Source organism: Dictyoglomus sp. GBS (assembly GCF_055179815.1).
This window is the reverse complement of the sequence record NZ_CM143687.1, coordinates 1,807,290-1,821,899: the sequence shown is the minus strand read 5'-3', so window position 1 is coordinate 1,821,899 and position 14,610 is coordinate 1,807,290. Positions and strand designations below refer to the sequence as shown.

12 protein-coding genes are annotated in these 14,610 nt (G+C 31.3%); 4 read left to right on the top strand and 8 right to left on the bottom strand.

The window, feature by feature from the left end; translation table 11 throughout:
* Positions 1 to 59: 59 nt before the first annotated feature.
* Positions 60 to 212, bottom strand: coding sequence for a hypothetical protein (locus ACY3IT_RS09025; RefSeq protein ID WP_463082614.1), 153 nt, complete (start codon positions 210 to 212; stop codon positions 60 to 62).
* Between the two features lie 457 nt (positions 213 to 669).
* Between ACY3IT_RS09025 and ACY3IT_RS09020 the strand changes: the two genes are divergently transcribed.
* From ACY3IT_RS09020 to ACY3IT_RS09010, 3 genes are read left to right on the top strand one after another with little or no spacing between them, the layout of a single operon-like run.
* A complete protein-coding gene (locus ACY3IT_RS09020; RefSeq protein ID WP_463082613.1) occupies positions 670 to 2,103 on the top strand; it encodes an SLBB domain-containing protein in 1,434 nt (477 codons plus the stop codon).
* A gap of 11 nt (positions 2,104 to 2,114) precedes the next feature.
* On the top strand, positions 2,115 to 3,887 hold the full coding sequence (locus ACY3IT_RS09015) for an SLBB domain-containing protein (protein ID WP_463082612.1): 1,773 nt from the start codon (positions 2,115 to 2,117) through the stop codon (positions 3,885 to 3,887).
* A gap of 28 nt (positions 3,888 to 3,915) precedes the next feature.
* Complete coding sequence (locus tag ACY3IT_RS09010) at positions 3,916 to 4,677, top strand: alpha/beta hydrolase (RefSeq protein WP_463082611.1); 762 nt, start codon at positions 3,916 to 3,918, stop codon at positions 4,675 to 4,677.
* Here ACY3IT_RS09010 and ACY3IT_RS09005 read toward each other — a convergent pair.
* The 3 genes from ACY3IT_RS09005 to ACY3IT_RS08995 form a co-directional block, all read right to left on the bottom strand.
* A complete protein-coding gene (locus ACY3IT_RS09005) occupies positions 4,674 to 5,372 on the bottom strand; it encodes an SOS response-associated peptidase (RefSeq protein ID WP_463082610.1) in 699 nt (232 codons plus the stop codon). The two genes, ACY3IT_RS09010 and ACY3IT_RS09005, sit on opposite strands and share 4 nt — an antisense overlap.
* A 104-nt stretch (positions 5,373 to 5,476) precedes the next feature.
* Positions 5,477 to 6,346 carry a PorV/PorQ family protein gene (locus tag ACY3IT_RS09000; RefSeq protein WP_463082609.1) on the bottom strand — a complete coding sequence of 290 codons (870 nt, stop codon included), beginning with the start codon at positions 6,344 to 6,346 and terminating at the stop codon, positions 5,477 to 5,479.
* Positions 6,347 to 6,386: 40 nt separating this feature from the next.
* Positions 6,387 to 9,473, bottom strand: a complete 3,087-nt coding sequence (locus tag ACY3IT_RS08995; protein ID WP_463082608.1) for a M6 family metalloprotease domain-containing protein — start codon at positions 9,471 to 9,473, stop codon at positions 6,387 to 6,389.
* A 96-nt stretch (positions 9,474 to 9,569) separates the two neighbouring features.
* Here ACY3IT_RS08995 and ACY3IT_RS08990 point away from each other — a divergent pair, with 96 nt between their 5' ends.
* A complete protein-coding gene (locus ACY3IT_RS08990; protein ID WP_463082607.1) occupies positions 9,570 to 10,157 on the top strand; it encodes a hypothetical protein in 588 nt (195 codons plus the stop codon).
* Here the strand turns inward: ACY3IT_RS08990 and ACY3IT_RS08985 are convergent.
* The 4 genes from ACY3IT_RS08985 to csm5 are packed head-to-tail and all read right to left on the bottom strand — an operon-like array spanning position 10,138 to position 14,598.
* Positions 10,138 to 11,010, bottom strand: coding sequence for a damage-control phosphatase ARMT1 family protein (locus tag ACY3IT_RS08985; protein ID WP_463082606.1), 873 nt, complete (start codon positions 11,008 to 11,010; stop codon positions 10,138 to 10,140). The genes ACY3IT_RS08990 and ACY3IT_RS08985 overlap by 20 nt on opposite strands.
* 58 nt (positions 11,011 to 11,068) lie before the next feature.
* A complete protein-coding gene (gene csx2 / locus ACY3IT_RS08980; RefSeq protein WP_463082605.1) occupies positions 11,069 to 12,247 on the bottom strand; it encodes a TIGR02221 family CRISPR-associated protein in 1,179 nt (392 codons plus the stop codon).
* Between the two features lie 4 nt (positions 12,248 to 12,251).
* Complete coding sequence (locus ACY3IT_RS08975) at positions 12,252 to 13,553, bottom strand: hypothetical protein (protein ID WP_463082604.1); 1,302 nt, start codon at positions 13,551 to 13,553, stop codon at positions 12,252 to 12,254.
* A complete protein-coding gene (gene csm5, locus ACY3IT_RS08970) occupies positions 13,546 to 14,598 on the bottom strand; it encodes a type III-A CRISPR-associated RAMP protein Csm5 (RefSeq protein WP_463082603.1) in 1,053 nt (350 codons plus the stop codon). The genes ACY3IT_RS08975 and csm5 overlap by 8 nt, the downstream gene beginning before the upstream one ends.
* Positions 14,599 to 14,610: the final 12 nt, after the last annotated feature.

The window sequence follows — 14,610 nt, the reverse complement described above, 5'->3', positions numbered from 1 at the left end:
GTTGAATTGAGAGGATTAAAAGGAAGATTTAGTTTCTCCCTGTTGCCTCACATAATATTCTATATGAATATAAATTTTATCCAATCTCTTTTCATCTCCCTTTTTATCACTGCTAGCTTTAAATTTTTATGCTTTTTCATTAACTTATTCTTAAATTTCTCCTTTTCCCAAGAAACTTTAGCTCTAAAATTTCTAATTCCTTTTTCTCTCATAATATCAAGAGAAGGAAAAGTAATTTTTCTCTAATCTCTTTTAAGGTAATAAATACTAAAGCTTGTGCTTCCTACATGGCATAGCTCATATCTGTTATATTTAGTGTATAGCCAAAATATCTTTTTACTTCTACTCTAAATGCTATAATTTTTCCTTTAGCTTTAGAGACAAAAGTCTTGGAATAATTTCTTAAGACAAAAGTAGTAAATTCATTTAAAATAAGAGTGCTTTCTTTTTTAGATATCTTTATAACTTTCTCTAATTACAGGCTTTCTTTCTTTGAGATTAATAGTCATGATGTTAGATTCTAATTTTATTGATTTCTTTCATTTTAAAAAAATCCTTCCTTTTATTTCAAAATTTTCAAGTATGTTTTTTGTAATGCGATTTGTTCTCTAAATTTATTTGATTTTTTATGTTAAAATAAAGAGAAAATATAATAGTTGGGGGATAAAGATGAGGAAAATATTTATTTTGATTATACTGGGAATGTTTTATTTACTTTCAATTACCTTAGCCCAAACCTATACAACCTCAAGGTTATCTTCAGATGTATTCTTTGGAAGACCCATATACCCTGATAAATATGTTCTTGGGGTTGGAGATAAATTAAGAGTTTATATTCTGAAAGAGACAGGAGAGCCAGAAATATATGAGCTTTTTGTTTCTCCAACTGGATCTATAAATCTCCTTGTGGCTGGAAGTATCAAAGTTGCTGGTTTAACTCTGGCAGAAGCAACTAAAGAGGTTTCAAGAAAGATTTTAGCTTATTATCCAAGAAGTAAAGTAGAACTTGAACTTATATTCCCAAGATATATGAAAATTTCTGTAACTGGTGAGGTTTTGAATCCTGGTTCATACTTAGTTTCTGCTTTAAGTACACTTGATGATGTGATAAAGGTTGCTGGAGGTTTGAAATCTTCTGCTTCTACGAGAAATATACAGATAAAAAGAGGAAATAATATTATTTCAATAGATTATTTGAAATATGTAAAATTTGGGGATGAAAAGGAAAATCCTGATATTAAAGAGGGAGATATAATATATGTACCTATTGTTAAAAAAATAGTAAAGGTTTTTGGAGAAGTACAAAATCCTGGGATGGTAGAAATAAAAGAGGGTGAGATGTTAAGGGATATAATAAATATAGTTGGTGGATTTACCCCTAATGCAGATCTATTTTCAGCTTATGTGGAGAGACAGGGAAAAGATAAAAAGGAGATTATTTCAGTTAATTTATACAAATTGATTTATGAAAAAGATGAAAAAGAAAATATTGTTTTAAATGAGGGAGATACATTGGTAGTTCCAGAAAGAGCAAATAGAGTTTATGTACTTGGTTATGTTCAAAATCCTAAATCTTTTATAATTAGAGAAGGTACTTCTGAAAGAGCAACTTATACTTCTCAAATTCTAGAAGAGATTAGTGAAAATACAAAAGTGAGTGAGTTAATAAGAATGGCAGGAGGAATACTTACTGTAGGAAGCCAAAGAAAGATTCAAGTAATAAGGGATAATAAGTTGATAAAAGAGATAGATCTTTTTAAAGTTTTGATAAAAGGAGATACAGAAGAAGAAAATATAAAGATAGTGCCTGGAGATATCATCTATGTACCATTAAAAGAGAAGACTGTAAGAGTGCTTGGAGAAGTTAAGGTGCCCGGTATGTATGAAATAAAGACAGGGGAGAGGATTGTGGATTTAATAGAGATGGCAGGAGGATTTACAGTAAGGGCTGATATTAAGAATATCATAATTGAAAGGTACATAACAGAGAAAAAGCGAATAATTAATTTAGATCTTTCTAAATATTATAAAGATAAAGATGAGAGTGTTAATATTCTTCTTGAAGATGGAGATGTAATAAATATTCCTGTGAAGAGTGATTAAGGGGGAAGAAGATGAGAAAGAAAGTCTATTTTTTAGTATTATTCTTTTTAGTTATATTTTTACTATCTTATGCCCAAGAAGGAGCAATTGGAGTAGAAGGTATATATTCTGGAAAGGTTATTGATCCAGAGAAATATCTATTGGGGCCTGGAGATATTCTTAGGGTATACATAATAAGGGAAACAAACGAGACTATGAGTTTTAACTTGGCTGTTTCGCCAACAGGGCATGTATTAGTGCCTCTTGTAGGAAATATAAAAGTTGTAAATAAGACATTAGCTGATGCAACTCAGGAAATAGCAAAACAACTGATGAGATTTTATCCAAGGTCTAACATTATAGTGGATATTATTAATATAAAAAAGGTAAATATTGTTATAACAGGAGAAGTAGTAAATCCAGGTACATACAGAGTGCTTGCTATAAGTACTCTCGATGATGTGATAAGGGTTGCTGGAGGTTTAAAGTCTTCAGCATCTATGAGAAATATACAGATAAAAAGAGGGGATAAAGTAATTAATATAGACTATATGAGATTTCTGAAATATGGAGATTTGGAACAAAATCCATATATAGAAGAGGGAGACTTTATTTATATTCCGCTAATTGGGAAGAGTGTAAAGATAGTAGGGCAAGTAAGGAATCCAGGTATATATGAGATAAAAGGAGGAGAGAGATTAAAAGATTTAATAGATATGGCGGGAGGATTAACGGCGAGTGCATCATTATATGATGCGGTATTAGATAGGGTAAGTGGGGAGAGGATAGAGCTTAATTTATATAAATTGATATATGGAGATGAGAAGGAGAGAGAAGAGGCGAATATAGAGCTAAGGGATGGAGATGCGATAACCGTACTAAGGGAGCAAAAGAGGGTGTATGTTTTGGGATTTGTAAGGAAGCCAGGGCCGATACAACTTGTAGAAGAGGCGAAGATGGTAGCGGAGGGAGAAGAGGGAGGGGAGGTAGTAGGAGAAGCGATAATGGGAGCGAAGGTAAGTGAGATAATAAGGAGAGCAGGAGGGGTGTTGCCGAATGGAAGTACAAGGAATATAGAGATAAGGAAAGGAGGAAGAGAGGACAACAAAGTAGTAGTAGACTTATATAGGGTACTTGTATTAGGGGAGAAGAGTGAAGAAGATATAAAGGTGAATCCAGGGGATGTGATATACGTACCACCTATAACAAAGAGTGTAAAGATAGTAGGGCAGGTAAGGAATCCGGGTGTATATGAGATTGTTGCTGGGGATAGAATAAGGGATATTTTGTTAAAAGCAGGAGGAATTACAGAAAAGGCATCAAGAGAGAAGGGTCAATTAGAGAGAGTAGAAAATGGTAAAAAAGTGATTTATGAGTTTAGAGTAGATAATGCTGTAAAGGGAATTGAAAAAGATAATTTAGAACTTGAAGATGGAGATACTATCTATATACCAGAGCAAAGAAGATTAGTTTATGTATTAGGACAGGTCAGCAATCCTGCTGCTTATGAATATAGGGAAGGTCGAAAACTTACCGAATATATAAGTATGGCAGGAGGGTTAAAGGATAGGGCAGATCTTGGAAGGATAGCGGTGGTAAGGGAGATAGATGGTAAAACTCAAGTTATTCCTATTAACATGAATGAAATTATTAATAAAGGAAGAAGTGATTTAGATATTGAAATAAAGGAGAATGATATCATATTTGTACCTGAAGTATTTATAAAAGGTTGGCAAGATATTGTTTCTATTATTTCTGGAATTTTCTATGTCTATACTATAGTAAAGCCTTTTGTGGGGTGGTAAATTGTCAAGATAAAGGGGGCTTTTAAAAATGATTTATTCATTAAAGGAGGGAAATCCAAAGAAGGGATGGGTGGTTATTGTACATGGTCTTGGAGAGCACAGTGGAAGATATAGAAAAATGGTAGAAGATTTTGTAAATATGGGGTATGGAGTTGTTACCTTTGATCATCCGGGGCATGGTAGAAGTGATGGAAAAAGGGGAGATACTACAATTGAAGAGATTTTAAGTGTAATTGATGAGGTTACTTTTGGTATTCCAAAGTTTCATATTTTTGGGCATAGTCTTGGGGGACTTATTGCTGTAAGATATGCTCAAGAAAGGCAAGATAGAATTAAAAGTCTTGTAGTATCTGCTCCTGCCTTAGGAATTAAGGTAGATCCATTGACAAATTTTGTGGCAAGAAGTATTGGTAGGCTTTTCCCACATATTACTATAAATAATAAATTAGATCCCGAGTATTTATCCAGGAATAAAGAAGTAATTAATAAAGTTGTAAACGATCCTCTTATGCATAGTAAAATATCTTTTAGGCTTGGATTAAGTATGATTGAGAATATCAGTTTAGCTCATGAAAAGGCTAAGGATATGAAAGTGCCAACTTTAATTCTTGTCCCTACTGAGGATAGATACGTGGATCCAGATGGGGCAAGAGAATTTTTCAAAAAACTTACCATAGATGATAAGAATTTAATAGAATTTCCAGGTGGATATCATGAACTTTTTGAGGATGAGGAATATAAAGATAGATTTTATAATGCTATCTATGACTGGATGAATAAACATAATTAAAGATCAAGCTTATTTTGCCTTCCTAAGTAAAAGATTTTTACAGGGTTGATAAGGTCCTCAGAGTCATTTTGAGGATTGTTAACTTTTTTAGATACAGGATATGCTTCCATTTCATCTGCAGGATAAGGTTTTAGAAGAGAAAGAAGTTTATTGACATCTTTTTCTTCTTTGTTTACCCATATCTCTTCATCTTCCTTACTTAGTATTACGGGCATTCTTTCATGAATTTTTTTAATCAGTTCGTTTGGTTCTGTTGTTATTATGGTAAATGTTTTAATTGGCTTTCCTTCTGAACTAATCCAAATATCATAGATCCCTGCAAAGGCAAAAAGAGAATTATCTTTCATTTTTATGTAATAAGGTATTTTTTCTTTACCCACTTTTTTCCATTCATAAAATCCGTCAGAAGGTACTAAGCAACGCCTCTTTAAAAAGGAATCTTTAAACATGGCCTTTTCAAGAAGGGATTCTGCTCTTGCATTTATAGGTCTTTCTTTTGGTCTTTCTTTTGCCCAGTGAGGTATAAATCCCCATATCATTTCTTCTAATTTATTAGGACTTTCTTGAAAAACTATTGGTACAGGTTGATCAGGTGAAATATTGTATCTTTTTCTTAAATTGACTTCACCTAAAACTTTTACATCAAATCTCTCAGGTATTTTTTCTACTTGTATAAGAGTAAATCTACCACACATAAATTATCTCCTTATGATCCTTTTATAAAATTTTATCATATTTATATAAAATAAAAAGGCCTCCCCTTTATGGGAGGCCTTTTCTTTATCTATTATTAAAAGTTTTAATATTTTAATGAGAGCCCGAAGATATGTTGGTTAGAAAGGTCTTTTGAATACAAGAAGGCGTAATCAAACTGGATGTTATTAAGATTAAGTCCTATCCCTATACTGAAGGTGTTTTTCTCGCCATTATATCCTGTTCTGAAAAGTACAGGTATTCCAGGTATTTTTATTTCTGATCCTATGTGTAATCTTTGATAAAAGTACATTTTCTCATATAGAGATACATCCAATGCGAGGGTTAATAGTACCGATTTAAGGTCTAAAATTAAGGCAGTACCTAAAACTAAGTCTTCCTTTCCTACCGATTCTATTGTTCCAGTACTCCACTTAAGATAGCTTATGGGATTGTACCAACAAGCACCTACTTTTAACATATTATTAACTTCATATATGGCTCCAAAATCAAATCCAAAACCTGTAGCTTTGGCAGTATCAAGGGTAGCTGAATAAAAATGTCCTCTAAATCCTAGGCTTAAGTTGGGAAGAATTTTTCTTGCAATATTTAAGCTTATTGCATTTTCTTGAAATGGGAAAAGGAGTTCTTCCTCATTTGTAATTCCTTTGCTTTCTAAACCAGCTCCTACTATTGTCCCATTTATATTCAATCCTGCTCCAATAAATTCTACTCTTGTATATCCTTGTGGTATTTGTAAGTGGCTAAATCCAATTGTTACTATATCTATATTTGTAAGTCCAGCAGGATTATAAACTAAACCGCCTAAGTCATCTGAAATAGCTACATAGGTTTCACCTATACCAGCTGATCTTGCATTAAGAATAATGGGGGAGAAAGCTCCCCCTGTACTACTTGCAAAGGCATAAGATAAGAGAAACAATCCAATTATACTTATTAAAATTATTTTTTTCATAACCTTTGTCCTCCCTTATATCCTATCAAATTAGACAAGATTATTTCAATATACCTATAAATCTGTTTATTCTTACTTCACCCTGATCTGATTTTGCCACAATTTGGAATAGATATAGACCATTCTTTAACGTTTGACCTTTCCAATTTACTCCATCCCACAAGATGCTATAATTGCCAGCTGGCAAGTATCCTAAATCTCTTTCATAAAGTTTAACGCCAGAAAGATCGTAAACTATAAATTTTACATTAGCATTTTGGGTTATATTAAAGAAAATTTCAGCAGGACCTTCTTTAGGGTTGAAGGATTTAGTGAATTTTGTGACATTTAAGATAGATAAAGGTAAAGAGGAAGGTATAGTTGTGTAAGAACTTATTTTAGTAGTGTTATTTAGCTCATCCTTAGCAATTATTTCTATTAAATATCTTCCGTATGGTTGAATAGCTCCACTTTCATCTTTTCCGTCCCATGTATATTGATAGGTACCGTTTATAACCTTTGTATTGTTTTCTAAGGTCTTAATTAACAAATTCTTTTGGCCATTAATTGTACTGTAAACTTTTATTGTTAAGTAGGAATAGCCTATTTCATCTGATACCGTTATATTTATATTGCAATTTTCATTCTTTGAAGGATCAAATACGGAAGTTGCTGTAGCAGTTATGCTTGGAGGATTTGTAAGTAAATCTTTAACTTTTTTCATTATTGTTCCAGATACTGATGGATCAACTCCTTCTAAACCAAAGGCTAAATACACTACTCCGAAATGTTTATCTGGATCTATATAATATAAGCCTGCTGTACCTGATGAGGCTGTAACCTTGTTAACAATGGATGGTGATTTCTTAACCTTTATTTTCTCTGGTATTTTAATTTCAGGCATTATAGGTGATGGTGAAATATTAGGATCGTACATAAAAATAGGTACTGCTCCTTCTAATGGGTCAATTTCATCAAGATATACTTGGTTCATAGCAGAGTCTCTTGTATTAATATTAAAAGAAATATTTGAAAATGGAGTATTACTTAAACCTTTTACAGAATATATACCCACATCATCTTGTACAAATTCTGCTTTTAAATATTGATTATAGAATTTAGGATCAATATAACCTGCATAGTATCCCCATCCAAGATCTTGACTTGATATAAGTAATTTTCCTCCATTATCTAAATATCTCATTATTTCCTCTTGTATAGATGGATCGTATATGGCTCCCCAATCTCCAGCCCATACTACAAAATTGAATAATGCCATATCATTTGCTGATGGTACGGCATTATCATTAAATACATCTATTATAAAGTAGTTTATATTCGCGTCTATTAAACTTTTCTCAATATATGGAGCTATACCATATTCTCCTCCGTCATCGGATACTAGTAAGGCTTCAAGAGTTGTTGGGGTTGTGAAGGATTTAGTTGTCCATGGAGAGTAACCTATAGAGTTTTTAGATCTTACCCTTACATAATAAGTGGTTCCTGGATATAAGGTTTTTTCAAGAGTTGGTCTATATTCAGTTTTGTCTGTAGTTATATCAATGATTATCTTTTCAAAGTTTGGATCTTCTGCTACTTGAAGTTGGCTTTCTGTACTATTTGGAGCTACCCACTTAAAGAGAGGTCTTAAGGTGTTTGGATTCTCATTTAGCCAAGCAAAATGGGATATAAATGTTGGTGCAGATGGTACAGCCTCTTGCTTAACAGCTATATCACAAATAATATTTTCTCCTGAAACTGAGATATTTCTTACAGCGACTCCTGTGGGAATTTCTCCATAAGCATTACTGTTTGGTGTGCTATTAGCATCAAAGGTAGTATTTCCTGTAGATCCAGGGTATGGGTGTCCAGGATTTCCAGAAGATTGACGTTTTTCTAGTTGCCATAAACCATTTGCTTGTTCAAGAGCTACAAGATAGTGTAGTGTTGGATCAAGTCCTGGATACCACTCAACATCATTTTGATAATTTCTCATTTTTTCATCAACATGGTAGATGAGAAGTCCGAAGCCTCTTAAGAAACGATCAAATCCTATAGCTTGTCTATTTTCCAATAAGAAATATTGAGGACCTTCTTCTCCGTCAGTCCAAAGTTTATATACTACTGGTTCTTTTTCAACAGGTGGAATTGTAACATTAGTCAAATTATCTTTTGGTACAATTGGTGTAACCCATCCAAGCTGAATTTTACTCCAAGCATCGAAGTGGGAAGGTCCACCACCAATGCTATACCCTCCAGGACCAGTAGGTCCATTCCATGATCCTCCTGCCATAAGACTCCATCTCCCGAGTCCTAATGAAGAGTAATCTCTATCATAAAGGTCGGGAAGTTTACCAAATGCATGCCCCATCTCATGCACAAAAACTCCTACAGTTTGAGGAACAATTACAGGATTATTATTGTTATTAGAGTCATAATCTAACATATATTCTGGCTGAATGGTATATCTTACCGGAACTCTTTGCCCATCTATAGTTACGTATACTGCAGAGGCATGAGACCATATATCATTTGTATCTCCAGTCCACTCAGCTCCTTGGCCAGAATGGATAATAAAGATCACATCATAATTTCTCAAATCATAACCACTATCCACTGTATGTTGTAAAACTTCCTGAACTAATACAAAAACTCCCCCGGAAAAACCATAATCTCCATCATTTATATATGTAGTGTAGGTATATTTTGCTGTATACCATGGAAGTATGGTGGCTGTTATATCAAATTGGTTGTAAGAATTTTCTAAATAAAACTCTCTTACACTTCCCACATTATATGGATTGATAGTACTCCAATCTGCACCTTCGCTATTAAAAAGGATATTAAAGTAGTTCGAAGGAATAACATCATCTGGTTGTTTGGGCTTATCTGTAAATTCTACTGGAATTACGATAGCCTTTCCTATACCTTGAGCCTTTTCAATAGTTCCATAAATTCTTGTTCCTTGTGGAATACTTTCGGGTGTTACTTCGGGAATTTTTGGTATCTCAACTTTCTTTTCTAAAAGTTTTTCATGAGGTGGCATTATGTGTATTTTGGTGATTGGGAAAGAGTGGGCAAAGGTAAATGTAAATAAGAGTAATAAGAAGATGATAGTTGTTAATAGAATTGATATACCCCTTCGCATCTTGAACCTCCCTCATTTATTTTAAAATTCCAATGTTAATTATTATATAATAAAATTATGGTTTTTGGGCTTGTAAAATTAAGGGGGTATAATGAAATGAACACAATAAGATTTATAATTATGGTTTTGAGTGTCTTTTTGCTTTGGGAATATACTTTTGCTCAAGGTATGCCGATTATTGAAAATAAAAGTTTGATTTTGGCAAGAGTAAAAAGTGTAATCTTAGGTAAATTTCCATATGTGGAATTAGTGTTAGAAGTATTAGAAAGTAGATCAGTAGAAGGATATAAAAATTTTGTTAAAGAAGGAGACTTGATTTTAGCTGTTCCCTATTCTTTGAAAAATATTGATCCTAAGGTTTTTCTTCTTACTGAAAATAGAAATCTACTTTTATGTTATTATTTGAGACCTTTAGATCTTATCTATGCTACTGTAGAGTTTGTAGGAGATGAGGGAGGAGCAGGCTATGTAATAAGAGAAGTGGAAAGAGTAGGAGAGGTTTCAAAGGATAATATCAATGATGTAATTAAAGATTTTATGAAGGTTAAAGGAATAATAAAGGAGGAAGATGTTCTTTTGGAAATTGATGATAGAGAAAATTATTACTATGTAAAAGTTTTTGTAGGGGAGAGGGTATATAATGTATTGATGGATAGATCTCTTGCTATTCTTTCTTTTGATTAGCTTTTTCGTATAAAAATACTGAATCACCTTCATCTACACCTAAATTCTTTGCTACAATTTCACATTTTGCCTTAAGAAGGAAGAATATATTGTAGCTTCTTCCTTCTAATCCCTCATAATTGGCTTGCCCTTTCGATATTATTAATTTTGCATTATAAAAGATATCTTGATATTCATTGGATCCAAGCTCAGGTGGCTTTCCTACAGATCCTGATCCTGTGGTAATTACTTTAGAGTACTTATTAAGTCCAACCTCTATTACATCTTCGAGTATGGCATCATTTATTATAGGGTATTCGTTTGCCACACTTATGATAAATTTTGTTTTAGATAATTCTTCTATCAGAATTTTATCAAATACTATTTCACCTGCATTATCCAAAAGATAAAGAATCTCATCTGTTTTTTCCAATTCTTGTTTAAAATAGTGATAATGATCTATAGCAAGAGGTGTATTTATGATATCTTTAATATATTCCCTTAAATTTAATTTGGATATATCAAGAATGCCAAGATCAATAATATTTCCGGATATTGCAACCTTTATAGCTGTATAGAGGGGGTCTTCAGAAGTTTCTACAATATTTTTAAGGGTATCATATAGCTTAAGGGCTAAGTTATTGTAATGTTTCTTTTCCTCATAATAGGGATCTTTAAGATTTGCCATCTCATAGATTTTTTTAAATGTAAGGTAAGTATTGTAGGCTGGTGATTCTGTAGGAGATAAAGTAGATATATACTCAGCAGCTTTTCTTATTATCTCAATCTTTTTTTCTTCAGATAAATTGGCTCTTTTCAATGCAGAAAGAGCTTGTTTTAAAAAGCAAGGATAGCAATCTAATTTTGTCCACATAGCATTTATTTTTTACTTAATTGTGAAATAAAAGTCAATTAAAGTAATTTTAAAAGGATTATTTTTTTAGTTTTTCATAAAGAATTAATGATGATTTAAAAAGTTCAGAAAATTTTTCTCTATCTTTTATATGTTGATATAAAGAGGAGTCTCTTATATTTCCATGTACAGCACTATTTCTTACTCCTTCTAAAATTTTAAAATTATCTTGCATCCATTTTTCTTTTAATATTTGTGGAATTTTATCTCTTAAGAATTCTTTTCTGTTGGGTATATCATGAATTTTAGTAATCCCTAATCTTTTTAGCATGCGTATAGTTATAGCTTCATATATTAATATGAGGCTTTTCAGATATTGATTTTTCTCAAAAAAATATTTTGCTCTTTCTATCATTCGATCTTCTAAGAGTTCCTTTTCAAGAAGAGGTTGTAATTCTTTCTTTATATTTTCTGCACATAATGTTTTATAGCTTTCTTCAATATTGTCCAATTTTGCAGTAATTTCTTTTAATTCTTTTTGGGGTCTCCAGTTCATCTCTATTTGAAAATATGTATTTTCCGTATTTTGAATACCAAGATTTTTAAGGATTTCTGGAAAATAGCCTGAATATTTATAAATTTCATAAGATGTGGTCAATTTGAATAATTCATTTATAAAATCTATTTTTATGACAGGTGCTTCGTCTCCTTTCATTTCCAGGGCTCCATAATATATATCTAAGTCCACGATCTTTTTAAAATTTTTTATGTACATTATAGAGAAACTAAGGATAAATGGCATAAATCTATAACCATGGGTAATATCCAATATTATGTAAAGCTCGTCATCAGGGAGATTTTTTATTAAAAATTCTACATAAAATTTGTAATCTAAAGGGTCTATATTTATTAGCTCTATACCTGGTATGTAGTTAGAAAGTTTTTCTTGCCACTCGTTTAGAGTGTTTTTCGATATTCCAGATCTTTCTTCATCCCATACTTTATAATATAGTTCTTCTAAATTATTTTTATAATCTTCATCTATAGTATCGATAATTTCAGACCACGATGATTTATCTGTTCCGAAAATATACCACTTATCTATAGTCTTCTCATGAGATAAGTATCGATAAAGAGCAGATCCAAAAAAAGCAGTCTCGTAGGTTTGTCCATTCTCAAATTTATATTTTGTCTTTATGTACCCTTTTCCACTTTGATTTCTACCAATTCCTATGATAGAAAGAAGTATGTTTTTCATTTTTTTATGTGTAAACTTTTAAAAAGTCTTTTATGTAATCTTCTATTTTCTTTTTATGATCTTTGTCAAGAATTTCTCCTAATTTGTAAGATAATCTTAAATTTTTATAATCTTGATCTATAAATTCGTATAGTAGTCCAGCATGAGCATTAAAATTTCTTTCTAAATTTGAAGAAGGGTATTTTCTTTCTTTTTCGCCTTTTTCAAATATCCTCTTGAAGTTTTCTAACTCGTTATCAAGTAAAGTATATGCGCTGGATTCATTAAAAAGATTCTTGATTATCTTTTCGTTAAAGTTTTTTAGAGTATCTATTTTTACCCATTTTCTATGTTCTTCTATATATATTTTGTTTTCATATTCCTTATATATTTTATAAAAGGTTTCAAGAAGATAAATGTAGATCCACAAATTTCCCAAAGAGTATTCCATACATAATTTTATTTCTTTAGTATTATCTTTTTCTATTGAGAAGGTCTCAATTAGTTCTTTTATTCTTTTCAAAGTAATTTTTTCATAGGATAGGTTCAGTAATTTTTCAATATTATTCCAATTTATTATGGTAAGAAAGGCTAATGCAAATCCCTTTTTTATGGCAGATATACATTCATTAACACAAGAAATTATTTCTTTAATGAAGTTAAATTCTTGATAAAGGAGAAGAGATTCTGGGTAGTAATCTGTGTCAAATTTAAAAGGAAGTTTGTTTACATTTTTAAAATAATCTACGAAAAAAGGTGTTTTTGTTTCCTCGAAGGTTACTTCATACTCTTGTTCCTTTAGATTCACTGGAGTAAGATATACATAATAAAATTTTGGGCATTTAGCTTTATCAATATAGTTTTTGGCTTGCTGAGCTACAAGAAATCTTCTATATGCATCCACGATAACTAAAATCTGAAAATTTAGTCCTCTTGATACATCCAAAATTATTTCTCTTATTTCATCATCGGTACTATCTTGTATTGCTAAAAAAGCAATATCTGCAGTAATGATATGATTATTCAGATTGAATTTTTTACTTTCATAATTTCCTTTTACAGGAACTTCAACACATTTAATGTTTTCCTTAGGAACGTTATATTGTAAAAGTTCTGATATTAACTTTTCTTCTTCGTATTTGTCAATGGATGCAGGTCTTAAAAGGAGAATTTTAAATTCTTCATTTTGGGAGATAAGATATTGGGTTATTGCTCCAATAGTAGAATTCCCTTTAAAGGATTTTTTGTTGGAGGCTTTATTATCATTAAAATGATAGATATATTCGTTTCCGCCCTTGGGTACAAGAGCACATATTAATTTACTCATCTCTTACTAATACACACCATCCTAAGGGGTAATATTTTTCTCCTAACTTTAAAGCCCATCTTGTGGATGGGAAAAATTTTGGTAATATATTTCTTTTTGTTATTACTTTATCTTTCAAAACACTTTCCGGTAAAAAGTATCCTAAGGAATTAAAATAATAAGTTTTACCGAATCCTATAGGAATATAAACAACTTTATTGTTCTCCAATCTTTCTTCTATTTTTTTATAATGTTCTATGAGGTTATTAAATAGGTCCTTATTTTCTTGAGTTTTGTTTTTTAATCTTTCTAAGATTTCTATTTCCTTTTTAACTAATAATAGGGAATAATTTTTTAAAGCTTTCCAAAGGTTATCATCTTTATTCTCAAAAAATTTATTCCAAAAATTAGGAAGATTTTTATTATAGATATTAAACTTTATCTCTGTATAAAACTCTTTTGATCCTGGTATTGCTAAGATGTATTGAGAAAGTTTTTTATGGGGTAATCTTTCTATTTTATAGACTTCTAAGTCTGTAATTGGAATACTAGATGTATCTTTTACTATTATGTACTTCATTATGTCTGTAGATGGATCATATGGATCATCTCTTAAAGCCTTATCAATTTCTTTTTGGGTTATATCAAGTTGTTTTTGTTCTTTGCTTAGATTCTCAAAATAGTAAAATAGTAAAGCACTTCTAATGATTCCTTTTAAAGTACTTCCTGGAATGTATGCTTTATTTCCTGTAGTTATTGGCATATATATGCTTCTTCTCTCAAAAGGATCTATTTTGCTTTTAACTTTAAGAGTATACTTTGTTACTTGATCTATGTTAATTTTTTTGTTATTTAGAAAATCGTAGATAGTTCTTTTTTCGTTAATTATAGTATTTGAAAGCTCAACCACAAAAGATTTGGGGTCTTTTCCTTTAAATATATTTAAGAGTTTTTCCTTATCTATTATTTTTAGTTCATTTTCTTGTATAACACAATCTGTTACATTGGAAAGCTCTTCACCACTTCTTATTAAAGTAGGGGTTATAGTTTTTATTTTAACCTTCATATTTAATCCCCT

Bases quoted from the DNA above. Each gene is read 5' to 3' on its own strand.
- ACY3IT_RS09025 (WP_463082614.1), bottom strand. From the start codon at position 212: ATGAGAGAAAAAGGAATTAGAAATTTTAGAGCTAAAGTTTCTTGGGAA.
- ACY3IT_RS09020 (WP_463082613.1), top strand. From the start codon at position 670: ATGAGGAAAATATTTATTTTGATTATACTGGGAATGTTTTATTTACTT.
- ACY3IT_RS09015 (WP_463082612.1), top strand. From the start codon at position 2,115: ATGAGAAAGAAAGTCTATTTTTTAGTATTATTCTTTTTAGTTATATTT.
- ACY3IT_RS09010 (WP_463082611.1), top strand. From the start codon at position 3,916: ATGATTTATTCATTAAAGGAGGGAAATCCAAAGAAGGGATGGGTGGTT.
- ACY3IT_RS09005 (WP_463082610.1), bottom strand. From the start codon at position 5,372: ATGTGTGGTAGATTTACTCTTATACAAGTAGAAAAAATACCTGAGAGA.
- ACY3IT_RS09000 (WP_463082609.1), bottom strand. From the start codon at position 6,346: ATGAAAAAAATAATTTTAATAAGTATAATTGGATTGTTTCTCTTATCT.
- ACY3IT_RS08995 (WP_463082608.1), bottom strand. From the start codon at position 9,473: ATGCGAAGGGGTATATCAATTCTATTAACAACTATCATCTTCTTATTA.
- ACY3IT_RS08990 (WP_463082607.1), top strand. From the start codon at position 9,570: ATGAACACAATAAGATTTATAATTATGGTTTTGAGTGTCTTTTTGCTT.
- ACY3IT_RS08985 (WP_463082606.1), bottom strand. From the start codon at position 11,010: ATGTGGACAAAATTAGATTGCTATCCTTGCTTTTTAAAACAAGCTCTT.
- csx2 (WP_463082605.1), bottom strand. From the start codon at position 12,247: ATGAAAAACATACTTCTTTCTATCATAGGAATTGGTAGAAATCAAAGT.
- ACY3IT_RS08975 (WP_463082604.1), bottom strand. From the start codon at position 13,553: ATGAGTAAATTAATATGTGCTCTTGTACCCAAGGGCGGAAACGAATAT.
- csm5 (WP_463082603.1), bottom strand. From the start codon at position 14,598: ATGAAGGTTAAAATAAAAACTATAACCCCTACTTTAATAAGAAGTGGT.